The following is a 24,513-nucleotide window of genomic DNA, read 5'->3' as shown; positions in this document are numbered from 1 at the left end:
TGATGCTTTTTATCGATGTTTTTAATGTTTTGAACCATCGATTTGTGTTGTAATAACGCCTATTTAACCAATTTATTATTGTATTTTTGTTTATATTATTTAAAATTGTTGTTTTTAAATACTATGGCGCTTTGTAAAGCGTTATTTAAACGAATGAAAAAGAAAGTAGCATTAATTTTTTTAGTTCTTGCAGCATTTTCACATGCGCAACAAAAACAGTTTACAATTAATTGGGAAGCGCCTAAAACCATTACAACAGGTAGTTTTTCGTTTAAAATTCCATCGTTTAATAAAGATCATTTAACGTTTAATTTTCAAGATGGTTTAAAGTTTAATGCGCAATGGCCTGTAACAACACCGGTTAATGAAACATCAGTTAAAGTAACAAATGTATCTTATGTTTCTGTTTCAAAAAAGGACTTGTTTGATGTTGATATTGAGACAATACCAACTAATTTAAAATTCAGTTTAAAAAATTCAGTTAGTAGAAATAAGCGCTATGCGTTTTTTCAAATATCACCTATTATCAAAGGTGTTAATGGTACTTTTAAAAAAGTAACTAGTTTCAATATTAGTTACACCACAGGAAGAACGTTAAAAGTAGTACAAAAAAATAATCAGTTTAAAACATCTAAAGCAATAACAAATTCAGTTTTAAGCACAGGCAGTTGGTATAAATTTTATGTTGATACCACAGGTGTTTTTAAGCTGTCAAAAAGTTTTTTGCAAAAATTAGGCGTTAGCGTAAATACTATTGATCCTAGAACTATTAAGATTTACGGTAATGGTGGCCGAATGATACCTTTTGTAAACGCAGAACCTTACCCGTTTGATGTTGTTGAAAACGCCATTAAAGTAGTTGGCGAAGAAGATGGCACTTTTGATAATAACGATTACGTTTTGTTTTACGCACAAGGCCAAAAAATGTTTAATGTAGAAAGCAATACAAACATTAATTGTTATACCAACAAAACCTATTATTACATAAATATAGGTTCAGGTTTTGGTAAGCGTATTGGTGCTTTTGCGCAACCAACAGCAGTTGCAAATCAGCAAATAAACACCTATCATGATTATAAATTTTATGAAAAAGATGAGTATAACTTAGCTTTCTTAGGAAGGCGTTGGTTTGGTGATAGGTTTGATGTTGAAAACACAAAAACGGTTACATTTAATATGCCTGGTTTAGTTACTTCACAACCTATTAGTTTAAAAGTATACCTAGCAGCAGTTTCGCCGGTGGTTTCAACTATGGAGTTGAACGTAAATGGCACTAGTATTGCAAATATAAACATGCCAGCAAACTCCGATAGGGTACTAGCTACCCAAGGCAACTACTTAGGAAATGTTAATGTAAATACAGATAATATTGAAGTAACACTTACCTATAACAATCAAGGTAACCCAAGTGCGGTTGCATATATAGATTATGTTAGTGTTGAAGCAGAAAGAAACCTTAATTTTAGTGGTAATCAATTTCAATTTGCCAATAAAAATACTATAACAGCATCTGGCGTGGGGCAATATAATATTAGTAATGCTTCCGATATTTCTGAAATATGGGATGTAACCAATATTTATAATGTAACTAATTTTATACCCGAAGAAGCAAGCAACACTTTAAGTTTTAAAGCTAATTTAGGAGAAGCTAAAACTTATGTTGCTGTAACTTCAAAAGACTATTTTACACCAAATTATGATAGAAATACTACCGTTTTAAATCAAAACATAAAAGGCAATATTTTTAATGATGTCAATGGTAACTTTAAAGATGTTGATTATTTAATTGTAGCGCCAACCAATATGGTGTCTCAAGCAGAACGATTGGCTGAAATAAACAGAAATCAATATAATTTGAATGTAAAAGTGTTAAGCTTAGAGCAAATTTATGCAGAATTTAGCACAGGAAATCAAGATGTTGGCGCCATTAGAAATGTAGTAAAATATATTTATGACAATGCAAGCACAACAGAAAACAGAATTAAATATTTGTGTTTGCTAGGTGATGCATCTTTTGATTATAAAGATAGAATCAACAACAACACTAACATTGTACCGTCATGGTATTCATACAATAGCTTTAGTTTAACAGATTCGTTTGTGTCTGACGATTTTTATGGTATGATGGATGATGCCGAAGGTAATATGAGTACCAGTAATAAGCTTGATGTTGCCGTTGGAAGAATTTTAGCAAAAACACCGCAGCAGGCCAAAGAAATGGTAGATAAAATAGCATCATACTACACTAAAGAATCTTTTGGCACTTGGCGCAATAATTTTGTGTTAGTATCTGATGATGTAGATAAAGATTGGGAAGGTATTTTGCAAGAAACCACAGATGAGATAGGTAACCTAGTATCTAATGAAAAAACATTTATAAATTCTGTAAAAATTCATACCGATGCATATCAACAAGAATCATCGGCTGGTGGAGATAGGTATCCGCAAGTTAATACGGCTTTTGTAAATGCTGTAGATAACGGTGCATTAGTTGTAAATTATTTTGGTCATGGTGGTGAAGATGGGTTGGCCGAAGAGCGTATTTTTCAAAAAACAGATATTGAAAACTTACGCAATTTCTGCAAGTTAAGCTGTTTTGTAACTGTTACTTGTGAATTCACAAAATTTGATAATCCGTTTAGAGAAACCGCTGGTGAATTAATGTATTGGAACAAACAAGCTGGTGCTATTAGTTTAATAACTACCACAAGACAAATTTATGTGCCAACAGCCATTAGGTTTAATAATACTTTGGGGCAATATTTGTTTTCTTATAATGATGATGATGCGTATTCAGATTATGAATACCCATCAATGGCCGAGGCTTTAAGGCTAACAAAAACAGACCAGGTAATGTCTAGCGAAATACAACGCAGACTCATTTTTTTTATAGGTGATCCGGCCATGAAACTTTCAATACCAAAGCCAAATATTCGCTTAACAAAATTAAACGATATAGATATCACCACTGCAACTGATACCCTAAAAGCTTTAGGTAGAGTGAAATTAACGGGCGAGGTTACCGATATTTCTGGTAATAAATTAACAAATTACAACGGTACACTATCTACAACAATTTATGATAAACCAATTAATAGGCAAACATTAGCAAATGATGGTACAAGAAATAATGGCGAAGTAGTTAAATTAGATTTTGAAACATTAGGCGAAATAATTTTTAGAGGGCAAGCCTCTGTAACCAACGGAGATTTTGAGTTTAATTTTGTGGTGCCAAAAGATATTGGTATTCCTGTTGGGTTTGGTAAAGTAAGTTTTTATGCTAAAAACGAAGCCTTATTAGAAGATCAAACAGGAGCAAGCATAAACCAAATTAAAATTGGAGGTATTAATGAAAATGCAGCAGAAGATAATATTGGCCCTGTTATTACCTTATATATGAATGACGAAAATTTTGTTTCGGGTGGTATAACAAATGAATCACCAACTTTGTTAGCAAAATTAGAAGACAGCAACGGTATTAATACAGCAAGTGGTATTGGGCACGATATTGTAGCTATAATTGATGGCGATGAAACCAACCCTGTGGTTTTAAATGATTATTATCAAACCGAGGTAGATGATTACCAAAAAGGAACTGTTAGTTTCCCGTTTAGAGATTTAGAACCTGGTTTGCACACCCTAACACTAAAAGCTTGGGATGTTTATAATAATTCTTCTATTGCCGAAATTCAATTTGTTGTTCACAATGAAAATCAAGAATTAGTAATAGAAAACGTACTAAATTACCCTAATCCGTTTGTAAATTATACAGAATTTTGGTTCAATCACAATAGTTCATCACCTTTAAACGTTTCTATACAAATATTCACAGTGTCTGGTAAATTGGTAAGAACTTTAAACGGGCAAACAACAGGCGGTATAAAAACAACAAGCTCACTATCTAGAGATGTAATTTGGGATGGGCGCGATGATTTTGGTGATAAAATAGGAAAAGGTGTTTACGTTTACAAACTAACCGTACAATCTAACCTACTAAACAAAAAAGTTGAAAAAATACAGAAACTTGTAATACTCTAATAAAAAATTATATTTGTTAAATAAATACTATTTCATGAAGAATACATTATTGCTATTAACCACATTAGCATTTGTTTTAAAAGTAAGTGCGCAAAATACAGTAATTCCTTTTGAAGATGATTCACGCGTTATAACTACAGGAGTACCTTTTTTACTAATTGCGCCAGATGCTAGAGCAGCAGCCATGGGAGATATGGGTGTGGCAACATCAGTTGATGCATTTTCACAACAATGGAATGCCTCAAAATATGTCTTTTCTGAAACTAAATCGGGTTTTGGTGTAAGTTATACACCATATTTAAGTAAACTTGTAAATGATATTTTCTTAGGAAATTTAACCTATTTTAACCGTTTAGATGAGCGTAGTGCTTTTGGTGTTAGTTTGCGTTATTTTTCATTAGGCGATATTGAGTTTATTGATAGACCAGAAGACCCGGCAAGAATTCAAAGACCAAATGAATTATCATTAGATGCCTCATATGCTTTAAGATTAAGCGATCAATTCGCAATGTCTGTAGCAATGCGCTACTTGCGTTCAGATTTGCGTTTGCAAGTTGATGGTCAAGATGTATCTGCAGCAAGTACTTTTGGTGTTGATATTTCAGGATATTATCAAAGTGAAGAAGAAGCCTATGCCGATTTTAATGGGCGTTGGCGAGGTGGTTTCGCCATTCAAAATATAGGTCCAAAATACAAATATGACGACGGTGGAATTGAAAACTTTCAGCCCACTAATTTACGTTTAGGAGGTGGTTTTGATTTTATTTTTGATGACTACAATAAGGTAGCAGTAACTGCCGAAGTAACTAAATTATTAGTGCCAACACCACCAAGATACGGTTTTGTTGATGCTGATGACGATGGTGAATTTGATAGAGGCGAAGAAGAAGTAGTTATAGTTGAAGGTCAAGATCCAGATGTAAGTTTCTTATCAGGTATGTTTCAATCATTTGGTGATGCGCCAGGTGGTTTTAGCGAAGAGCTAAAAGAGTTTACTTGGGCTTTAGGTGCAGAGTACGTATACCAAGATTCATTTGCTTTTAGAGCAGGTTATTTTAACGAAGCAGAAGAAAAAGGAGCAAGAAAGTTTTTAGCATTAGGCGCAGGCTTCAAGGCAAATGTTGTAAATATAGATTTATCGTATTTGTTTTCAGCATCAAAAATTCAAAGTCCTTTAGAAAACACACTACGTTTTTCACTAACATTTAACTTAGGAGAAGGCGCATACCAAGAATATTAGTAGTATTTTAACAATTAATAAATAAAAACTATTGCATATAAAGCAATAGTTTTTTTGTCTATAATAATTATGAAAGAAGTAAACATAGCTACCAAAATATATGTTTTTGAAAATTTAAACGCATTACCAAAAGATGTAGTTGAACTTATGGGAAAAGCCGCCGAGGCTAGAAAAAAAGCCTACGCCCCATATTCAGAATTTTTGGTAGGTACAGCATTACTTTTAGATAACGGTAAAGTAATTACAGGTAGTAACCAAGAAAACGCCTCGTATCCCTCAGGTTTGTGTGCAGAACGTACGGCTATATATTATGCAGGCGCCCAATATCCCAATGCTAAAGTGCTTAAAATGGCAATAATTGCAGGTTCAAAAAACAAAACTACCACAGCGCCAATACCACCTTGCGGAGCATGCAGGCAAACCATTGCAGAATATGAAATTAAGCAAGAAACACCAATAGAAATTTATTTTATGGGTGAAGAAGGTAAAGTAGTGAAATCAAATTCATTACAAAACTTACTGCCTTTAGTTTTTGATAAGGCTGTGCTGTAACAAGTGTTGCTAAATACGTATTAATTACGCTTATAATTTTAAATACTACATTATTATACTGAAAAAATTAAAAAATAAGCACTGCAGATAGTTTGCAACCGTTTTTTTAATATTTTTTTCTACTTTACCATAATTAGGTTTTTGCAATAAAACACAAAGTGTTACTTTTGTAGTCACCTTAGTAAAACTTAAAATTAGTCGATGCAAAAAATCACTAAAGAAACATACCTAAAATGGTATGAAGATATGCTGTTCTGGAGAAAGTTTGAAGACAAGCTTGCAGCAGTTTATATACAACAAAAAGTTAGAGGATTTCTTCATTTGTATAACGGTCAAGAAGCTGTACTAGCAGGCGCGTTACACGCAATGGATTTAACCAAAGATAAAATGATAACCGCTTACCGTAATCACGTGCAGCCAATTGGTATGGGCGTAGACCCAAAGCGCGTTATGGCAGAGTTATATGGTAAAGCTACTGGTACCTCACAAGGTTTAGGTGGTTCTATGCATATTTTCTCAAAAGAACACCGTTTTTATGGTGGGCACGGTATTGTTGGAGGTCAAATTCCTTTAGGTGCAGGTATTGCATTTGGAGATAAATACCACGATAAAGATGCGGTAACACTTTGTTGTTTTGGTGATGGGGCTGCAAGACAAGGCTCATTACACGAAACATTCAACCTTGCTATGTTATGGAATTTGCCAGTAGTATTTGTTTGTGAAAATAACGGGTACGCTATGGGAACATCAGTTGAACGTACTGCAAATCACGATGATATCTGGAAACTTGGTTTAGGTTATGAAATGCCTTGCGGACCAGTTGATGGTATGAATCCTGTAAAAGTTGCCGAAGCTTTTGATGAAGCTATTCAGCGTGCAAGAAAAGGAGGCGGACCAACATTTTTAGAATTAAAAACATATCGTTATAGAGGGCATTCAATGAGTGATGCGCAGCATTATCGTACTAAAGATGAGGTTGAAGAATACAAGAAAATAGACCCAATTACTCAGGTTAAAGATATTATTCTTGAAAAGAAATACGCTTCAGAAGACGAAATTAAAGAAATAGATAAGCGCGTAAAAGCTAAAGTATCAGAATGCGAGAAATTTGCAGAAGAATCACCGTTCCCAGAAAAGAATGTGATGTACGATGCAGTTTATGAGCAAAAAGATTATCCATTTATACAACACAAAATATAAACAATGGCAATAGTAGTAAATATGCCTCGTTTAAGCGATACCATGGAAGAAGGTACCGTTGCGAGTTGGTTAAAAAAAGTAGGAGATAAAGTTGAAGAAGGCGATATATTAGCTGAAATTGAAACAGATAAAGCCACTATGGAGTTTGAATCTTTTAACGAAGGTACATTACTTCACATTGGAATTCAAGAAGGTGAAACTGCTAAAGTAGATTCGCTTTTAGCTATTATTGGTGATGAAGGTGAAGATATTTCAGGTCTTTTAAATGGTGAAGCATCAGCTGAAGCTAAAGAAGAAACGCCTGCTAAAAATGAGTCTGAAGAAACTACATCAGAAACCAAAAAAGAAGCTGCAGAAGTTGAAATGCCAGAAGGAGTTGTAGTAGTTTCAATGCCACGTTTAAGTGATACCATGGAAGAAGGTACGGTTGCAACTTGGTTAAAAAAGGTAGGAGATAACGTTGATGAAGGTGATATTTTAGCTGAAATTGAAACAGATAAAGCTACTATGGAGTTTGAATCTTTTCAATCAGGCACTTTACTTCATATTGGTTTGCAAGAAGGAGAATCTGCTAAAGTAGATGAACTTTTAGCCATTATTGGGCCTGCAGGAACCGATGTTTCAGAAATAGCAAAAAACTATAAAGCTACTACTGAAGCACCAAAAGAAGAAGCTCCAAAAGCAGCTACTCCAGCAAAAACTGAGGCTCCAAAAGCAACCCAACCTAAAAAAGAAAGTAAACCACAAAAGCCTGCAAAAACTGATGAGCGTATATTTGTTTCGCCATTAGCTAAAAAAATGGCTGAAGAAAGAAACATTAATCTTTCACATGTTACAGGTACTGGTGAAGGTGGTCGTATAGTAAAATTTGATATAGAAAACTTCGTGCCAGGTTCTGGTGCTGGTGCTGTTGGTAAATATATACCAACGGGTCAAGAAGATTTTGAAGATGTGCCAAACTCACAAATGCGTAAAGCCATTGCTAAATCTTTAACAAAATCTAAATTCTCTGCACCACATTATTACTTAGCAGTTGAGTTTGATATGGATAACGCCATAGCCTTCCGTAAGCAGTTTAACTCTATTCCAGATACAAAAATATCATTTAATGATATGGTAGTTAAAGCATGTGCATTAGCTTTAAAAGCTCATCCACAAGTAAACTCGCAATGGTTTGATGATAAAATGCGTTTAAATAATCACGTACACATAGGTGTGGCTGTAGCTGTTCCAGACGGTTTAGTAGTGCCTGTAGTACGTTTTGCTAATGAACAAAGTTTACCGCAAATAGGTGCTGAGGTTAAAGAATTAGCAGGTAAAGCAAGAAATAAAAAATTAACGCCCGATGAAATGTCTGGTAGTACATTTACAGTTTCTAACTTAGGTATGTTTGGTATAGATTATTTTACATCAATTATTAACCAACCTAACTCAGCAATTTTATCTGTAGGTGCTATTGTTCAAAAACCAGTAGTGAAAGAAGGGCAAATAGTAGTTGGTAACACAATGAAATTAACCTTAGCTTGTGATCACAGAACGGTTGATGGTGCCACTGGAGCACAATTCCTTCAAACATTAAAAGGGTATATTGAAAACCCAGTAACTATGTTAGTATAATATTGTTTTGAAACGCATTTCTTTACAATGACGCGTGTTTCAAAACACTCATAATAATATAATGTTAAACCTGTTTCTAATGAAACAGGTTTTTTTATCTTTAGTTTTTAAGCAATAATATATATGTATAAAGTATTTTTTTTAGCTGTTACTATTTTTTTTACAACTTGTAAAACTACAGAAACAACTACCAAAACTGGCGTTATTCATAATAATAACAAAAATGAAATAGTACAAAATGATGTTGTAAATTTAAGCACTACAATAGAAGAGGCTAGTATAAAATCAAATTTGGAATTTTTAGCTTCTGATGCTTTAGAAGGTAGAAATACAGGAACTCTTGGTATTGAAAAAGCAGCTGTTTTTATAGAAGATTTTTTTAAAAAGCATAACGTAAAGCCTTATTTTGAAACGTATCGTGATAGTTTTGATCTTAAAGATATTGTTGGTTACAATGTAGTTGGTTATGTTGAAGGGAATGATGATATGCTTAAAAATGAATTAATAATCCTTGGGGCGCATTATGATCATATAGGAAAAGCTAAAGAGGTTAATGGCGATGTTATTGCTAACGGAGCAAATGATGATGCCTCAGGAACAGTTGCAGTTATGGAATGGGCAAAATATTTTGCAGCAACAAAAAACAATAAGCGTAGCATTTTATTTACACTATTCAGTGCAGAAGAAATGGGCTTAAAAGGCTCAGAGCATTTAGCAGAAAGACTTAAAGCGGCTAATTTAAACTTGTACACCATGATTAATTTTGAAATGATTGGTGTGCCAAGAGCTAAAAACCAAGTCATGTCGTATATTACAGGGTACAGTAAATCAAACATGCCAGAAAAACTAAATGAATATGCTGGTAAAGAGGTTGTAGGTTATTTTCAAAAGGCAAAACAATTTGGTTTGTATAAACGTTCAGATAATTATCCGTTTCATAAAGTATTTGGTGTGCCTGCTCACGCTATTTCAACATTCGATTTTACAAATTTTGAATATTATCATCATGTTGATGATGAAGCAGATAAAATGGATTTTAAACATATGACGCATTTTGCAAATAGTTTTATTCCAGTAATTGAGGGCATAACTAATTCAGTTTCAAAAGAAATTAAAATAAAAAATGAGTAAAAATATAATTATAACAGGAACTAGTAGAGGTATTGGTTTTGAACTTGTAAAACTATTTGCTAAAGCAGGACATAGAGTTTTAGCTTTATCTAGAAATGAAAAACCGGTGTTTCAATTGGCTTATGAAAACGTTACAACATTTCCGTTTGATTTAAGTAATCCGTTAGATTATAAACGCGTTGAAACGTTTTTAGATTTAAAATTTAAAAAAGTTGATGTATTAATAAATAATGCAGGCATGTTACTAAACAAGCCTTTTGCTGATACAACTATAACCGATTTTGAAAAGGTATATAAAACCAATGTTTTTGGAGTATCTGAAATGACCCGAAAATGCTTGCCTTTTATGGGTAAAAATGGGCATGTAGTAACTATTAGCTCTATGGGTGGTGTACAAGGTAGCATGAAATTTCCGGGTTTAGCTGCATATAGTTCAAGTAAAGGTGCTGTTATTACTTTAACCGAATTATTAGCTGAAGAATATAAAGAAACCGGGCCTAGTTTTAACGTGTTGGCTTTAGGTGCCGTACAAACTGAAATGTTACAAGAAGCATTTCCTGGATATCAGGCACCAATTACCGCATTAGAAATGGCTGAATATGTTTTTAACTTTGCGTTAACGGGCCAAAATTTTTATAATGGAAAGTTGTTGCAAGTTGCTAATTCTACACCGTAAAGCATAAAAATAAATCATCGTTTTTTATCTAAAATAATTAAAAGTTCAACGTGAAAGTCATTTTTTTCTTGCGGTTGTAAGTAAATTGTAGTAACTAGAGGCTTTAATAATTTGATTATATTTTCAAATTAAGCTATTAACTGCAAATGAATAATTTAGCTATCCCTAACAAAGCTATACAAATAACTTTTGTATGCTTTACGCTATTCTTTTTTTCAATTTTATCTTTTTCTCAAACACCAATTTATGCCAACGTATTAGTAAGTGATGTTGGTGTAAGTAATAATATTGGTAGAGCTAACACAAGTAGAAATGTTGTAGTTTCTGAAAGTGGTGAAATATATGTGGTTTTCACTGGATCTATGGGAATAAGAGTAGCGAAAAGTATAGACAGAGGTCAAAGTTTTCAACCAAGTGTACCTGTGTTTGTAGGTAATAATGAGCCTGAAATTATTGTAAATAAAAGAGGCGATGTTTTTGTAAGTTGGGTGTCTTTAGGTCGTGTTTATATATCTAGAAGTATAGATGGTGGTGCTACATTTGAAGTGCCAGTAAATATAGGTACAAGTTTTTCTGAAGCTGTACATATGGCTGTGTTTGATGATGCTTTGTATATAATTGATAGAATTGGAGCAAACATATACATAAACAATAACAGGGGCGAAGGCACTTTTACACACATAACTAATACAAATTATGTATATGCCGATATTAGGGCAGACCAAAACGGCGTTTTATACATTCCTTCTGATGATCCTGCACTCTATTTATCTAGAAGTGACGATGGCGGCGCTACATTTACAAGTGTACCTGTATTGCCCAGAGGTAGAAGCGTATATTTTTCTAGTTATGCGTTAAGTGACGGACCATGTGGTACATTTATATTTGTTGCAGGCGGAAGCCCTACTGTAACTGATGGTTTTAAAATTGACGTAGAAACAGGTGTAACAACACCTATAATTTTTGGTAATAATAGCGGTAATACAGAAGGAAGAACACTGTATGCCGATAACCGAGGTACTTTAGTTGATGGCTACAAAAGCTCCTCAGGCCAATTATTTATAAACATTAGTTATGATCAAGGACAAACATTTAGTACGCCTATTTTAGTAGCAAATGGAACTAGCCATAACGTAACAAGAAACCCGTTTCATGAAGATATTGATGTTGTTTTTGATGTTGCTGGCCAAGTATATCTTAATGTGTATGATGGCATTTTGAAAAATATTAAAATAACTAATAATAATTTACCAGCAATTTGTCCTGGAGATACTTTTAATCTTCCATACGAGTTAGCGGGTACATTTAATGCAACCACAGAATTTGTGGCATATTTAAGTGATGCCACAGGTAGTTTTGAAAATAAAACCGAAATTGGGTCAATAATAAGCAATACCAATGGGCAAATATCCTGTAGTATACCAAGCAGCATTGCTTTTAGCGAGTTTTACAGAGTTGTTATAGAATCTGCAACAGATTGTGCTCAAAGCAATATTGTAGACATAAAAATTGGAAAAGTAGATATAAACACGCCAACAACTTTAATAGTTTGTGATGATAATAACGATGGTTATTACGCCTTTGATACATCTAACATAGAGTCTGAAGTACTTGGAAACTTACCAAAAACAGGTTTAAGTATAACGTATTTTGATGGTAACGGTGATGCTTTACCTAGCCCTTTGCCCAATCCTTATACAAATACAATTCAGCATGAAGAAGATATTTTAATTAGAGTTTCTAGAACAGGTACTAGTTGTTTTTCTGAAACATCATTAAAATTACAAGTGTTTGATAGACCCATTGTAAACCAACCGCAAACAATATTTGCTTGCGATGAAGGTAATGGAATTGCTACTTTTAATACAACAAATATTCAAACAGAATTAATTAGAAGTCAAACTAATGTTACGGTTTATTATTTTGATGGCAATGGAAATGCATTACCAAGTCCATTACCAACAAATTATAATAATACAGTGCCTTGGAGAGAAACCATAAAGGTTAAAGTTGAAAATAATTTGAATACAAATTGTTTTGTAGAAACATCATTTAATTTAGAAGTCAATACAGCACCAGAAATAGATTTAGAAGCAAAATATTATATATGTAACCTTGAACCTTTTCGATATTTATCGGTAAGAACAGATTTAGATTATTACGAGTGGGAATATCAAGATGGTACTATAATTTCAAATACTTTTGAAGCTAATTTAATTAATGAGGGCAATTACACACTACATTTCGGAACATTAAATAATAACATTTTATGTCAAAATTCTGTAGAATTAACCCTTGTTAGGTCTGTGTTGCCATCTATTCAAGAAGTTAAAACTAAAGAACTTTCTGATGAAAATTATATTGAAATAATAGCTACGGGCGATGGTAATTTTGAATATTCAATTGATGGTGCAAACTTTCAAAATAGCAATATATTTTCAAATGTTATAGGCGGTGTTTATACAGCTATAGTTAGAGATAAAGACGGTTGTGGCGAAGATTTTCAAAAGGTTATAATATTAGATTACCCAAAATATTTTACGCCAAACGGTGATGGTTTTAATGATGTTTGGCAAATTAAAGGCATAGAAAAATATCCGTTAGCCGATATTAAAATTTATGACCGTTATGGCAAATTTATAAAGCAAATAAAACCTCGTGTAAATGATGGTTGGGATGGTACTTTTAATGGAAAAACTTTACCTTCGTCTGATTATTGGTTTACAGCTAATTTAGATGGCGAAAAAACAATAACCAAACATTTTAGCCTTAAAAGATAATAAAGTGAGCAAATACAAGTGTGTTATTTTTGATTGTGATGGTGTTTTAATAGATAGTGAATCTATTGCTATTGGCGTACTAGTAGATATGGCCAATAATTTAGGTGCTAATTTTAATTTTAAAGAATCATTAATTGCCTTAAAAGGTAAATCGCTTAACTCATGTATGGCGCTCATTTCAGAAGCTATTAACAAACCACTACCCAAAGATTTTGAAAAGCAATACAGAGCTAATACTTTTGAAACTTTTAAAAAAGAAATTCAGCCAATAAAAGGTATAAAAAACGTACTGCAAAATATTAAAGTACCATTTTGTGTAGCCTCAAGCGGTCCCGAAAATAAAATACGTTTAAATTTAGAAGTAACAGAATTACTACCATTTTTTGGAAATAATATTTTTAGTTGTTACACCATTCAAAAATGGAAACCAGAGCCCGATGTGTTTCTTTGGGCAGCAAAAACAATGGGATTTCAACCCAAAGACTGCTTAGTTGTAGAAGATAGCGTGTCTGGTGTAAAAGCAGCTTTGGCCGGTGGATTTGATGTTGTTGGATATACAGAGCACGATTATAAAAATGAATTACCAGCACTTGCAACCAATACCATTAAAAGCATGGATGAATTATTGCCAATGCTTTAATTTTAAAAAAAACACCACATATAACACTTTTTAAATCAGTGTTTTAGGGTGTTTTTATCTTCAGAATAAATTATTTTTTATTGCTTAGGCAACCATTTGCACAAAATTTGCGTCTGTATAAATAGAAAGCAAAATGAAACTTTTGAAGGTTATACAACTCCATAAAAACGAAACAGCTTTAATAAAAAAAGCATTAAAAAATAATCGTGAAGCACAACACGTATTATTTGAGTTGCATGCCCCAAAAATGTTAAGCGTTTGCAGGTATTATGTAAAAGATTTACAACAAGCCGAAGATGTTATGCTTAACGCATTTTTCAAAGTGTTTTCAAACCTAAAACAATTTAAGGCAGAAGGAAGTTTTGAAGGTTGGATTAGGCGTATTATGGTGCGCGAAGCTATTTCATATTTAAGAAAAAAAAATAGTATAGAGTTTCCTGTTGATACATTTCAAAACAATACAAATTCAGAAAATAATATAAATACAAACATTGAAGTAGCAAATATTCAACAACATATTGATGCCTTGCCCCAAGGTTATAAAATGGTTTTTGTAATGTATGCCATTGAAGGGTATAAACATCATGAAATTGCAACCATGTTAAATATTACAGAAGGAACATCAAAATCGCAATTGTTTAAAGCGCGTAAAATGCTTCAGGAAGCTATTTCTAATTCAAATAAAATAACAGGCTATGGCACCAAATAATTTTGATAAACATATAACAGAAACCTTAGAGAAACGTAGCATTCAGCCATCAAATGATTCATGGAATAAACTATCAAATCGTTTAGATGCTACCTCAAACAATAGCACTGAAAAATCCTATGTTTGGGTTGGTTTAGCGGCTAGTGTTGCGGCTATTTTATTGGTAGCATTTCAGTTTTTTAAAGCAGATAGTATAAATGAATCAACTATAAAAGTTGTTGATACTTCTAAAGAAGAAATTTTAAAAACTAAAACAAATACAACAAAAGAAGCTGTTATAAGTGCGCCTAAAACTTCTATTGCAGTTACAAAAACAGTAAACAAAGAAAAAGAGTTAATTAAAAAGCAACACATTAATAAACAGATTGTTAATGAAGTAATAACAGCAGAAATATTGCCAAAAGAAGCTGAAACCATTACAAAACCAACAAAAAAACTACAGGAAAAATTAACCTTTGAAGACCAAAAAGTACAACAAATAGTAGCTAAAGTACACCAACTTAAAACTGAAAAACAACAAGTAACCGATGCAGAAATTGAGGCATTATTAAAACAAGCACAGCAAGAAATTGCATTTAAAAAGCTTTATAACGAAAGTACAGGTGTTGTTGATGCTAATGCATTATTAAGAGATGTTGAAAATGATATTGAACGCTCTTTTAGAACCAAGGTTTTTGATGCGCTAAAAGCAAGTTACAGTACCGTAAAAACTGCGGTTGCCAACCGAAATAATTAAAATACATCAATTAATAAATCATCAAATCAAATCAAATAAACGAACAGTTATGCAAACTATTACTCATTATGCAGTGCTTTTGGCACTATGTTTAAGCGTGCAACTAATCAATGCACAAGACACTATTTCTAACCCCAATAATACGCTTAAAATTGAAGCATTAAAACAAACCAAAGCACAAATAGAAAAAGAAGAACGTGCTTTTTTAAAAGCTGAAGTTGAAGCTATTAATACAAGGCTAGATAACAAAGAAATAACCGTTGAACAAGCCGAAAATTTAAAACAAGAAGCCGCAAAAAAACGCGCTTTAAACATTGAAAACAGAATATCTATAATCAACAATAAAATAGCGCTTTTACAACGTAATGATGAAGGTTATGAAACTGAAAGTGATGTTGACGACTCTAAAATAGGCATTTCAATTAGTACAGAAGAAGGTACTTTTGCAGGAATAAAAATTAACAGTAAAAATAAGCCTAAAAAGTATGATAAACGAACTACCAGTGATTTGGTAGTGGCATTTGGACTAAATAATGCTATTGTTGAAGGGAAAAGTTTAAATGATTCACCATATAAATTTGGAGGTTCGCGTTTTTTTGAAATAGGTTGGGCATGGAAAACACGTGTGTTTAAAGAATCTAACTTTTTACGTTTTAAATATGGTTATTCACTGCATATTAATGGTTTAAAGCCCCATGATAATATGTATTTTGTTAAGCAAGGCAATCAAACAGTGTTACAAGAGTTTCCTCAGAATTTAAAAAAATCAAAACTATCAATTACTAATTTGGTATTTCCAATGCATTTTGAATTTGGTCCTTCAAAAAAAATAGAAAAAGACACTTATTTTAGATATTCAACAAAAAAACAATTTAAAATAGGTATTGGCGGTTACGCTGGTTTTAATATAGGAACCCGCCAAAAATTAAAATATGAATTAGATGGAGAACGTATAAAAGATAAACAAAAGCGTGGTTTTAATACTACTAATTTAGTGTACGGTGTAAGTAGCTATATTGCTTTTGGCGATGCTGCTTTGTATGTTAAATACGATTTGTCTCCTATTTTTAAAGATCAATTAGTTGAGCAAAACAACATATCAATTGGTGTGCGTTTTGATATGGATTAGGTTATAAGCACGAGTTAATCAAAGCAAAAACCCTCAAATTTTGAGGGTTTTGTGTTGTATATAAATATTTTTTGAATGTTTACAAAACACGTCCCATAAAAGCACGTATTTTTTCAATTATTTCATTACCATCTTCTTCTAAAGCAAAATGGCCTGTATTAAAAATGTTATAGTCAATATTTTTTACATCATTTTTAAAGGCTTCTGCACCACTTTCAGGAAAAAAAGCATCGTTTTTACCCCAAACAATTAATAAAGGTGGTTGGTTGTCGCGTAAATATTGTTGCCATTTTGGGTATAGTTTAATGTTATTTTGGTAATCATAAAACAAATCTATATTTACTTTATGCGCGTTAGGTCTAGATAGTCTTAAGTAATCTAAGTGCCAAGTATCTGGGTTTACTAGCTCTGGGTTTCTAGTACCGTGTGTGTATTGCCATTTTAAACCATCTAAAGAAAAAACAGGTTTAAGTGCATTTTCAGTGGCTTCATTTCTGTTTTTCCATAACGCTCTGGTATCTGCCCAAGCAGCACCTAAACCAGCTTCGTATGCGTTACCATTTTGGTTAATAATAGCCGTTATTTTTTCAGGGTTCTCAGTTGCAATTCTAAAGCCAATTGGTGCGCCATAATCTTGTATCATTATGGCAAATTTTTCAATATTTTTTTGTTTTAAAAATTGATTGATAGTATTGGCAATATTATCAAAGGTATAAGTGTATTCGGTATCTAAAGGGAAATCACTATTTCCAAATCCCGGATAGTCTGGTGCTATTAAATGATAGTCGTTTGAAAGTTGATTTAAAACTTTGCGATATTGGTGTGATGACGATGGAAAACCGTGCAAAAGAACAATAGTAGGTTTGGTATTATCTCCAGCTTCTCTGTAAGCTATATTTATTCCATTTACGTTTTCTGTTTTATAAACTATTTGTGACATAATTTCTTGTGTTTTAGGGTTATTATTTTTTGTTTGTGCGTTTAAAAATGTAATGGCAAATGCCATAAGTGTGTACGTTAATTTTTTAAAGTGTTCTTTCATTTTCATTTATTTTTAAATCGTTAATACTAGCATAGCGTTTTTGCATAAGTCCGTTTTTGTTAAACTCCCAGTTTTCGTTACCGTAAGCTCTAAACCACTGCCCTTGTTGGTTTTTATATTCATATTCAAATCTTACAGCAATGCGGTTATCTTTAAAAGCCCACAACTCTTTTTTAAGTTTATATTCAAGTTCATTTTGCCATTTTTTAGTTAAAAAAGCTTCTACTTGTTCGCGGCCATTAATAAATTGGTTTCGGTTGCGCCATTCGGTATCTTGTGTATAAGCCATAGCAACTTTTTGTGGGTTTTTACTGTTCCAAGCATCTTCTGCCATTTGTACTTTTTGTAAAGCAGTTTCATGGTTAAAAGGTGGTAAAGGATGTTTTATTTCCATAATGTTTGTGTTATTACCGAACATTCGGTAAAAAATTAAATTAAAAAAATTCTAATTATTTATATAGTTGTTTTCAATATGCTTTAATGTGTTTTCAAAAAGTACAATGTTGTTTAAACCTTTGCAAACAATTAAACTACCTTGTATTTCTATTAATGTTTGTATTGCTTTGGTTTTTGCAATTTCGGGAGTTAAATTTATATCTGTACCAAATTTTGTAAAAACAGCAATCCATTCTGTCATTGCATTTTCAATATGATTACCAAAAAGTTCTAAACTAGATTGCATTGATAACGCACGTAAAACACAGGTTTCATTGCCTTTATCGTATAAGTTTCTAATTTCCTCTAATGCATTTTTTAACCTCATTTCTGGTGGGTTTTCTGTGTTATTTAAAGCAAAAAATATATGTTCGGTTACCCAACTATCAATGTGCTTTAGTACCGCTTCAGCCATTTCTTTTTTTCCGTTAGGAAATCTATGATATAAACTAGCCTTTTTTAAACCTGTAGCATCAGATAAATCTTTAATGCTAGCACCCTCATAGCCTTTGGCTCTAAAAACTTTTGTTAGGCTTGTTAAAATTTCTATATCTAATACTTTTTGTGGTCTCATGAGGCAAATATAAAAAAATAATTTTAATTACCGAACGATTGGTAAAGTAATTTTCATTTCACAAATTAATTCTTAAATAGTATTTTTACAAACACTTTAAATTTTGTGTATTGATTTCAGTAGCTTCCATAGATCAAGTATTTGAAACCGCCAGAGTAGAGGAGGTTATAGGTGATTTTGTAAACCTAAAAAAAGCAGGTAGTAATTTCAAAGGACTTAGCCCGTTTAGTGATGAGCGTACCCCAAGTTTTATGGTATCGCCCGTGAAACAAATTTGGAAAGATTTTAGTACTGGTAAAGGCGGTAATGTTGTAGCTTTTTTAATGGAACATGAACATTTTACATATCCTGAAGCTATAAAATATTTAGCTAAAAAGTATAACATTGAAATTGAAGAAACCCAGCAAAGTAATGAGCAAAAAGAAGCTGCAAATGAGCGTGAAAGTTTGTATCTGGTAAGTGAATTTGCAAATGATTATTTTCAGCGTATACTTACCAAAACAGATCAAGGTAAATCTATTGGGTTAAGCTATTTTAAAGAACGTGGCTTTACCAATGAAACCATAAAAAAATTCAATCTTGGTTATTCTCTAGATCAGTGGCAAGCGTTTACAGATGAGGCTTTAAAAAACGGCTATAACATTGAGTATTTAGAAAAAACAGGACTTACCATTGTAAAACCAGACAAACATTTTGATAGGTTTAAAGGCCGTGTAATGTTCCCTATAAAAAGTATGAGTGGCCGTGTTTTAGGCTTTGGCGGGCGCATACTTACAAACGATAAAAAAGCCGCAAAATATTTAAATTCACCCGAGAGTGATATTTATCATAAAAGTAAAGTGCTTTACGGTATTTATAATGCCAAACAAAGTATTTCAAAAGAAGATAATTGTTTTTTAGTAGAAGGTTATACTGATGTTATTCAATTTCATCAAACAGGCATTAAAAACGTAGTATCATCATCTGGTACCGCATTAACTTCAGAGCAAATTAGACTAATAAACAGGCTTACAAAAAATATTACTGTTTTATTTGATGGTGATGCAGCAGGTATGCGAGCATCATTACGTGGTATAGATTTAATTTTAGAGCAAGGTATGAATGTTAAGGTTTGCAGCTTTCCTGAAGGCGAAGACCCCGATAGTTTTGCAAGACAAAATACCTTGGAAGAATTAACCGAATATTTAACAAATAACGCTAAAGATTTTATACAGTTTAAAGCTAATATTTTATACCAAGACAGCAAAGGAGACCCCATTAAAAAGGCCGAAACTGTTAGAGATATTGTAAATAGTATTTCTAAAATTCCTGATAGAATTAAAAAAGAAATATACATACAAGAGTGTGCTAGAATAATGGATATTAGTGAAGAGGTTTTATTTAGCACCTTAGCGCAAATTGATAAAAAAGAGCAACAAGAAACAGGTAAACAAGTAAAGCAACAACAAAAAGCTTTTGAAGTAATAAAACACCAACAACCTGTAAAAAAGGTAGATGTTCAATATTTATTAGAACGAAAAATTATTGAAATTTTATTACTATACGGAGATAGAACCGAAGATTTTGAAGACTTGGTACTTAAAGAAAATGAAAAAGGTGATTTAATTTTAGAACCAGTAATACAACAAGCACGTGTTTTTGAAAAGGTGTTTTTAGATTTGCAAGATGATGAAATGCAATTTTCAAATACCCAGTTTAAAGATATTTATTATACAGTAATAGATAACCTTAACCAAAATGAAAATTTTGATTTAAGAACCTTTATTAATAGTGTAAATCAAGATACATCAAACGCTATTACTACTATTTTAATGGATGATGAAAAACATGCCCTAGCAGATTGGAATAGGGTAGAAATATATCCAAAAGAAAAAAAGGATAGTGTTGCTCAACTAGTAAGCGAAACAATTTTAAGCCTGCGTTGCTTTTTAATAGACCAAAAGGTTAAGGAGTTTCAACAAGAAACGTTACAAAACAAAGGTGATGTAAATAGAAATATTCTTGAGGAAGTAAAAGAATACTCAGGCTTAAAAATGTTATTATCTAGAAAACTAAACAGAGTTTTATAACTGTTCTGCTAGTTTAGCTTGGTTTACTAAATCAACTAAATTAGTTACTTTTAATTTACGCATTAAACGCGCTTTGTAAGTACTAACTGTTTTTTCGTTAATATCAAGCTCTTTTGAAATTTCTTTATTCTTTTTACCAATGGTTAAAAGTTTTAAAACTTCAGCTTCTCTAGTTGATAATTTTTTGTAAAAAGTACCACTGCTTCTGCCAACACGGTTGCCAAAAGCAAGTTGTTGTGTTAACTCGTTACTTAAATAAATACCGCCATCATGCACTTTGGCAATGGCTTCACTTATTGTAATAACGTTTACAGTTTTTGAAATGTAACCAGAAGCGCCTGCTTTAATGGCATTTATGGCATAAACTTCTTCTGGTTGCCCGCTAAATAGTATGGTTTTAACCTCAGATTGCTCATTTTTTAAATGGCGCAAAATGGTTAATCCATTTAACTTAGGAAGATCTGTTTCTGTTAAAAGAATATCTACTGAATTCTTCTTAATGAAATCTAATGCGGCTTCGCCGTCATCTACACTACCAACAATTTTTATGTTGGGTGACGCAGAAAAGAGAACTTCAAGTCCCTTTCTGGTAATTGGATGGTTGTCTGCTATTAATAATTTTATCATAATGTGGTTGTTTTTGCATAATTTTTTGAGAGATAATAATTACATTGAGAGATTATGCATCGGTAAAAGTAGTAATTTATTTATAATTGTACAAATTTACTTCAAATCACTAGGAATAGTACAAACTGGTATTGGTACCATTTTGTGTTTATTGCTTCGGTTAAAACGTTTATAAATTTTAAAAACTTCAAGTTTTCTACCTTCAAAATCATTATCTGTTTTACCTTCATCATCCATTTGCATTGCCCATTCTAGTTCAGGGTAAGTGGCACCAATTTGGTCTTCATCACTTCTTGCATCACCAAATAAACCATCACTTGGGGCTGCTTTCATAATAGATTCGGGTACTTTTAAAAAGTCGCCAATGTTATATACTTCAGATTTTAAAAGATCAGCAATAGGGCCTAAATCTACACCGCCATCACCGTATTTTGTGTAAAAACCAACCCCAAAATCTTCTACTTTATTTCCTGTACCAGCAACTAAAAGTTTGTATAAACCAGCATAGTAGTATAAGGTTGTCATGCGTAAGCGAGCACGGGTATTTGCTAAAGCCATATCTACAGTGGCTTGGTTGCCTTCTAGAGATACTTCGGTTTTAAATTCTTCAAAAACAGGTGTTAAATCGGCTCTGGTATCGCTAACATTATCATAACGTTTTTTAAGTTGTAAAATATGTTCTTGCGCTCTACTTACATGACTTTCGGCTTGATGTATTGGCATTTCAACAACTAAAACTTGTAAGCCAGTTTCAGCACATAATGTAGATGTTACGGCAGAATCTATGCCGCCAGAGACACCAACAACAAAACCGTTTACACCAGCATTAGTAGCGTAATCTTTCAACCAATTTACAATATGTTTAACAACTTTTTCTGTTTGCATATTAAATGAATTTAATTCTAAGAATAGTACCTTTGCAAACAAAAATAAACCAAACACTCAATTAATAAAAATTTATGCTGCCTAAGTTTTGTAAGAATTGTTTTTTATTGTTTTCACTTGTTATTATGTTCATTTTATCGTGTAAACAAGATTATACACTTAAAAATGATATAGCAAAAATTAACACTAATATTGAAATTGAAAGGTTTGATAAGTATTTTGCAAAAACTAATGAAACTAATTTAGCTGATTTAAAGCAGGCGTATCCGTTTATGTTTTCAGAAAAATTTAAAGATTCATTTTGGATTGCAAAAGCACAGGATACTTTGCAACAAATGTTATATAATGAGGTAGATAAAGCATTTTCTAATTTTAATACTACTGAAACAGAAATAGAGAAACTTTTTAACCATATAAAATATTATTTCCCAGAGTTTAATCCGCCACGTGTAATTACAACAACTAGTGATGTTGATTACAGAAATAAAGTTATAGTAACAGACACCATTGCAATTATAGCTTTAGATAATTATTTGGGCAATGAACACGAGTTTTATGCTAATATACCACGATTTATTACGGCTAATTTAGAAAAAGAACAAGTGGTGGTAGATTTAGCTACAGAATATGCTAAGAAATATATATTTCAAACAGCAAACAAAACATTGCTAGATGAAATGATTTATTTTGGCAAACAACTCTACTTTAAAGATGTTGTTTTGCCTTTTAAAACTGAAGCTCAACGCATTGGCTATACCCAAGTTCAGCTAGATTGGGCAACAGCTAATGAAAGTGATGTTTGGCGTTATTTTGTTGAGCGTGAATTACTTTTTAGTACAGATGCTAAATTGCCAAGTCGTTTTATAAATCCGGCGCCATTTACCAAATTTTATTTAGAAGGTATTGATGCTAATTCACCCGGTAGATTGGGCCAATATATTGGTTGGCAAATTGTAAGAGCATACATGGACCAAAATGATGTAACCCTAAAAAAAATGCTAATTACAAGCCCCGAAGAAATTTTTAATAACACTAAGTTTAAACCCAAAAAATAATGGCAAAAACACATACTTCTAAAATAGAATTAAATGTTGAATTAGATGAAAACCGTGTGCCCGAAAAGCTATCATGGTCTGCACAAGATGGCGGTATAAATAACGAAGAAGCTAAAGCAATGATGCTTAGTGTTTGGGACTCTAACGCGCAAGAATCTTTACGTATAGATTTGTGGACTAAAGATATGCCTGTTGATGAAATGAAAGTGTTTTTTCATCAAACATTAGTATCGATGAGTGATACGTTTAAAAGGGCAACACAAGACGAAAAAATGACAGCTACAATGAAAGATTTTTGCGATTATTTTGCTGAAAAATTAGAATTGAAAAAATAGCTACAAGTTTCGCTTCATAATTATATACGTAATGCCTCCTTTTTCAAAAGTTTCATCGGTTTCTTTTAATCCAAATTTTTTGTAAAAGGAGGTTTTATCTTTTCGGGCATTACACCATATTTCTTTAAATTGGTTTTGTTTAGCATATTCAAAAACATGTGCTAATAATTGTGAGCCGTAGCCTTTACCTTGGTGTGTTTGTAGTGTTGCAAACTTTCTAAATTGTAACGTATTAGCTTCAGTAAACAATGATACTACCGAAACTAAGGTGTTGTTTATAAACAAGCCAAAATGTATTGCTGTTTCATCATTGGGCAACTCAACATAAGCTGTAGGTTTGTTTGGCCACATAACCTTATGCCTAATAGCAATGGTTTCAAAAGCTTCAATAGGCTTAATTACTATCATTTTCTAGGTCTTTTTCAAGATGATCTAAATACAAAATACCGTTTAAATGATCTATTTCATGTTGAAAAATTACCGATGTAAAACCAGTTACGGTTTCAGTTTTGTGTTCGGCAGTAGGTGTGTCGTATTCAATGTTTATAGAAAAAGAACGGCTGCTTAAAAGTATCTGTTCTATTGGGTATAGATAAACAACCTTCTCTAACAGTTTGTGTTTTTTTTGAGTAGCTAGTAATTTTTGGGTTTAAATACACTTCAAAAGGCATATGTTCTTTATCAAAGCGTTGCACCCAAATAATATTTTTTAAAATACCAACTTGCGGCGCTGCAATACCAACGCCCAAACTCATGCTGTCTCTAACTGTAGCGTATAAACGTTTTATAAATTTTTGCTGAATTGTGTTTTTAGGATCAGGTATTATATAAGTGCTTTTAGTTCTTAATAATAAAGAATCTTTTGTGTTAGTAATTTTAAAAACACGCATAGGTTTTGTATCACTAGAATTAGAAATTAATTCAATTTCAGATTTAGAAAAGCGGCCATTAGTAACATGTTTTGCTCCAGAGCATCCAATAATTGTAAATACGGTTAAAAGTATTAAAAGGTATTTTTTCATTTTGATTAAGCTCATGAAAAC

General features: G+C 32.4%; 23 protein-coding genes. 15 read left to right on the top strand and 8 right to left on the bottom strand.

The window, feature by feature from the left end; genetic code table 11:
* The first annotated feature begins 153 nt into the window (after positions 1 to 153).
* The 12 genes from porU to ACXAG4_RS02620 all read left to right on the top strand — a co-directional run bounded on the left by porU (position 154) and on the right by ACXAG4_RS02620 (position 16,448).
* Positions 154 to 4,038, top strand: coding sequence for a type IX secretion system sortase PorU (gene porU / locus ACXAG4_RS02675; protein ID WP_475294528.1), 3,885 nt, complete (start codon positions 154 to 156; stop codon positions 4,036 to 4,038).
* A 34-nt stretch (positions 4,039 to 4,072) separates the two neighbouring features.
* Positions 4,073 to 5,278, top strand: a complete 1,206-nt coding sequence (gene porV, locus ACXAG4_RS02670; protein WP_475294527.1) for a type IX secretion system outer membrane channel protein PorV — start codon at positions 4,073 to 4,075, stop codon at positions 5,276 to 5,278.
* Positions 5,279 to 5,347: 69 nt separating this feature from the next.
* A complete protein-coding gene (gene cdd, locus ACXAG4_RS02665; protein WP_475294526.1) occupies positions 5,348 to 5,830 on the top strand; it encodes a cytidine deaminase in 483 nt (160 codons plus the stop codon).
* 201 nt (positions 5,831 to 6,031) lie between these two features.
* Positions 6,032 to 7,030, top strand: coding sequence for a pyruvate dehydrogenase (acetyl-transferring) E1 component subunit alpha (gene pdhA / locus ACXAG4_RS02660; protein WP_475294525.1), 999 nt, complete (start codon positions 6,032 to 6,034; stop codon positions 7,028 to 7,030).
* A gap of 3 nt (positions 7,031 to 7,033) precedes the next feature.
* A complete protein-coding gene (locus ACXAG4_RS02655) occupies positions 7,034 to 8,647 on the top strand; it encodes a pyruvate dehydrogenase complex dihydrolipoamide acetyltransferase (RefSeq protein WP_475294524.1) in 1,614 nt (537 codons plus the stop codon).
* A 123-nt stretch (positions 8,648 to 8,770) separates the two neighbouring features.
* Complete coding sequence (locus ACXAG4_RS02650) at positions 8,771 to 9,778, top strand: M28 family metallopeptidase (protein ID WP_475294523.1); 1,008 nt, start codon at positions 8,771 to 8,773, stop codon at positions 9,776 to 9,778.
* Positions 9,771 to 10,454, top strand: coding sequence for an SDR family NAD(P)-dependent oxidoreductase (locus ACXAG4_RS02645; protein WP_475294522.1), 684 nt, complete (start codon positions 9,771 to 9,773; stop codon positions 10,452 to 10,454). The genes ACXAG4_RS02650 and ACXAG4_RS02645 overlap by 8 nt, the downstream gene beginning before the upstream one ends.
* 146 nt (positions 10,455 to 10,600) lie before the next feature.
* The gene (locus tag ACXAG4_RS02640) at positions 10,601 to 13,234 is read left to right on the top strand and encodes a T9SS type B sorting domain-containing protein (protein ID WP_475294521.1); all 2,634 of its coding nucleotides are present in this window, start codon (positions 10,601 to 10,603) and stop codon (positions 13,232 to 13,234) included.
* A gap of 4 nt (positions 13,235 to 13,238) precedes the next feature.
* On the top strand, positions 13,239 to 13,874 hold the full coding sequence (locus ACXAG4_RS02635; protein WP_475294520.1) for an HAD family hydrolase: 636 nt from the start codon (positions 13,239 to 13,241) through the stop codon (positions 13,872 to 13,874).
* A 142-nt stretch (positions 13,875 to 14,016) separates the two neighbouring features.
* Positions 14,017 to 14,583, top strand: a complete 567-nt coding sequence (locus ACXAG4_RS02630; RefSeq protein ID WP_475295235.1) for an RNA polymerase sigma factor — start codon at positions 14,017 to 14,019, stop codon at positions 14,581 to 14,583.
* Complete coding sequence (locus tag ACXAG4_RS02625; protein WP_475294519.1) at positions 14,570 to 15,319, top strand: hypothetical protein; 750 nt, start codon at positions 14,570 to 14,572, stop codon at positions 15,317 to 15,319. Before ACXAG4_RS02630 ends, ACXAG4_RS02625 begins: the two co-directional genes overlap by 14 nt.
* Before the next feature lie 49 nt (positions 15,320 to 15,368).
* Positions 15,369 to 16,448, top strand: coding sequence for a hypothetical protein (locus ACXAG4_RS02620; protein ID WP_475294518.1), 1,080 nt, complete (start codon positions 15,369 to 15,371; stop codon positions 16,446 to 16,448).
* A 79-nt stretch (positions 16,449 to 16,527) separates the two neighbouring features.
* On the opposite strand, the gene ACXAG4_RS02615 is transcribed toward ACXAG4_RS02620, so the two are convergent.
* The 3 genes from ACXAG4_RS02615 to ACXAG4_RS02605 are packed head-to-tail and all read right to left on the bottom strand — an operon-like array spanning position 16,528 to position 18,499.
* On the bottom strand, positions 16,528 to 17,490 hold the full coding sequence (locus ACXAG4_RS02615) for an alpha/beta fold hydrolase (protein WP_475294517.1): 963 nt from the start codon (positions 17,488 to 17,490) through the stop codon (positions 16,528 to 16,530).
* A complete protein-coding gene (locus ACXAG4_RS02610) occupies positions 17,474 to 17,884 on the bottom strand; it encodes a DUF1348 family protein (RefSeq protein ID WP_475294516.1) in 411 nt (136 codons plus the stop codon). The genes ACXAG4_RS02615 and ACXAG4_RS02610 overlap by 17 nt, the downstream gene beginning before the upstream one ends.
* 51 nt (positions 17,885 to 17,935) lie before the next feature.
* Positions 17,936 to 18,499, bottom strand: a complete 564-nt coding sequence (locus tag ACXAG4_RS02605) for a TetR/AcrR family transcriptional regulator (RefSeq protein WP_475294515.1) — start codon at positions 18,497 to 18,499, stop codon at positions 17,936 to 17,938.
* 110 nt (positions 18,500 to 18,609) lie between these two features.
* On the opposite strand from ACXAG4_RS02605, the gene dnaG reads away from it, so the two are divergent.
* On the top strand, positions 18,610 to 20,568 hold the full coding sequence (gene dnaG, locus ACXAG4_RS02600) for a DNA primase (RefSeq protein ID WP_475294514.1): 1,959 nt from the start codon (positions 18,610 to 18,612) through the stop codon (positions 20,566 to 20,568).
* Here the strand turns inward: dnaG and ACXAG4_RS02595 are convergent.
* Both ACXAG4_RS02595 and nadE read right to left on the bottom strand, forming a co-directional pair.
* A complete protein-coding gene (locus ACXAG4_RS02595) occupies positions 20,563 to 21,195 on the bottom strand; it encodes a response regulator (RefSeq protein WP_475294513.1) in 633 nt (210 codons plus the stop codon). The two genes, dnaG and ACXAG4_RS02595, sit on opposite strands and share 6 nt — an antisense overlap.
* 96 nt (positions 21,196 to 21,291) lie before the next feature.
* Positions 21,292 to 22,080 carry an NAD(+) synthase gene (nadE, locus tag ACXAG4_RS02590; protein ID WP_475294512.1) on the bottom strand — a complete coding sequence of 263 codons (789 nt, stop codon included), beginning with the start codon at positions 22,078 to 22,080 and terminating at the stop codon, positions 21,292 to 21,294.
* A 74-nt stretch (positions 22,081 to 22,154) separates the two neighbouring features.
* Here nadE and gldB point away from each other — a divergent pair, with 74 nt between their 5' ends.
* Complete coding sequence (gene gldB, locus ACXAG4_RS02585) at positions 22,155 to 23,135, top strand: gliding motility lipoprotein GldB (protein ID WP_475294511.1); 981 nt, start codon at positions 22,155 to 22,157, stop codon at positions 23,133 to 23,135.
* A complete protein-coding gene (gldC, locus tag ACXAG4_RS02580; protein ID WP_475294510.1) occupies positions 23,135 to 23,470 on the top strand; it encodes a gliding motility protein GldC in 336 nt (111 codons plus the stop codon). Before gldB ends, gldC begins: the two co-directional genes overlap by 1 nt.
* On the opposite strand, the gene ACXAG4_RS02575 is transcribed toward gldC, so the two are convergent.
* The 3 genes from ACXAG4_RS02575 to ACXAG4_RS02565 are packed head-to-tail and all read right to left on the bottom strand — an operon-like array spanning position 23,471 to position 24,492.
* The gene (locus ACXAG4_RS02575) at positions 23,471 to 23,878 is read right to left on the bottom strand and encodes a GNAT family N-acetyltransferase (protein WP_475294509.1); all 408 of its coding nucleotides are present in this window, start codon (positions 23,876 to 23,878) and stop codon (positions 23,471 to 23,473) included.
* Entirely contained in the window at positions 23,865 to 24,011 is a 147-nt protein-coding gene (locus ACXAG4_RS02570; RefSeq protein WP_475295234.1) for a peptide deformylase, read from the bottom strand. The genes ACXAG4_RS02575 and ACXAG4_RS02570 overlap by 14 nt, the downstream gene beginning before the upstream one ends.
* The gene (locus ACXAG4_RS02565; RefSeq protein ID WP_475294508.1) at positions 24,007 to 24,492 is read right to left on the bottom strand and encodes a peptide deformylase; all 486 of its coding nucleotides are present in this window, start codon (positions 24,490 to 24,492) and stop codon (positions 24,007 to 24,009) included. Before ACXAG4_RS02565 ends, ACXAG4_RS02570 begins: the two co-directional genes overlap by 5 nt.
* Positions 24,493 to 24,513 lie beyond the last annotated feature (21 nt).

It is taken from the genome of Seonamhaeicola sp. ABD4_175, assembly GCF_056160885.1.
Note: the sequence above shows the minus strand (reverse complement) of the source record. Positions and strands in the feature narration are given on the sequence as shown.

Coding starts and splice junctions, on each gene's coding strand:
- ACXAG4_RS02645 (WP_475294522.1), top strand. CDS start 9,771: ATGAGTAAAAATATAATTATAACAGGAACTAGTAGAGGTATTGGTTTT.
- gldB (WP_475294511.1), top strand. CDS start 22,155: ATGCTGCCTAAGTTTTGTAAGAATTGTTTTTTATTGTTTTCACTTGTT.
- ACXAG4_RS02605 (WP_475294515.1), bottom strand. CDS start 18,499: ATGAGACCACAAAAAGTATTAGATATAGAAATTTTAACAAGCCTAACA.
- ACXAG4_RS02595 (WP_475294513.1), bottom strand. CDS start 21,195: ATGATAAAATTATTAATAGCAGACAACCATCCAATTACCAGAAAGGGA.
- porU (WP_475294528.1), top strand. CDS start 154: ATGAAAAAGAAAGTAGCATTAATTTTTTTAGTTCTTGCAGCATTTTCA.
- pdhA (WP_475294525.1), top strand. CDS start 6,032: ATGCAAAAAATCACTAAAGAAACATACCTAAAATGGTATGAAGATATG.
- ACXAG4_RS02650 (WP_475294523.1), top strand. CDS start 8,771: ATGTATAAAGTATTTTTTTTAGCTGTTACTATTTTTTTTACAACTTGT.
- nadE (WP_475294512.1), bottom strand. CDS start 22,080: ATGCAAACAGAAAAAGTTGTTAAACATATTGTAAATTGGTTGAAAGAT.
- ACXAG4_RS02620 (WP_475294518.1), top strand. CDS start 15,369: ATGCAAACTATTACTCATTATGCAGTGCTTTTGGCACTATGTTTAAGC.
- ACXAG4_RS02640 (WP_475294521.1), top strand. CDS start 10,601: ATGAATAATTTAGCTATCCCTAACAAAGCTATACAAATAACTTTTGTA.
- ACXAG4_RS02575 (WP_475294509.1), bottom strand. CDS start 23,878: ATGATAGTAATTAAGCCTATTGAAGCTTTTGAAACCATTGCTATTAGG.
- ACXAG4_RS02565 (WP_475294508.1), bottom strand. CDS start 24,492: ATGAAAAAATACCTTTTAATACTTTTAACCGTATTTACAATTATTGGA.
- ACXAG4_RS02610 (WP_475294516.1), bottom strand. CDS start 17,884: ATGGAAATAAAACATCCTTTACCACCTTTTAACCATGAAACTGCTTTA.
- gldC (WP_475294510.1), top strand. CDS start 23,135: ATGGCAAAAACACATACTTCTAAAATAGAATTAAATGTTGAATTAGAT.
- porV (WP_475294527.1), top strand. CDS start 4,073: ATGAAGAATACATTATTGCTATTAACCACATTAGCATTTGTTTTAAAA.
- cdd (WP_475294526.1), top strand. CDS start 5,348: ATGAAAGAAGTAAACATAGCTACCAAAATATATGTTTTTGAAAATTTA.
- ACXAG4_RS02655 (WP_475294524.1), top strand. CDS start 7,034: ATGGCAATAGTAGTAAATATGCCTCGTTTAAGCGATACCATGGAAGAA.
- ACXAG4_RS02625 (WP_475294519.1), top strand. CDS start 14,570: ATGGCACCAAATAATTTTGATAAACATATAACAGAAACCTTAGAGAAA.
- ACXAG4_RS02615 (WP_475294517.1), bottom strand. CDS start 17,490: ATGAAAGAACACTTTAAAAAATTAACGTACACACTTATGGCATTTGCC.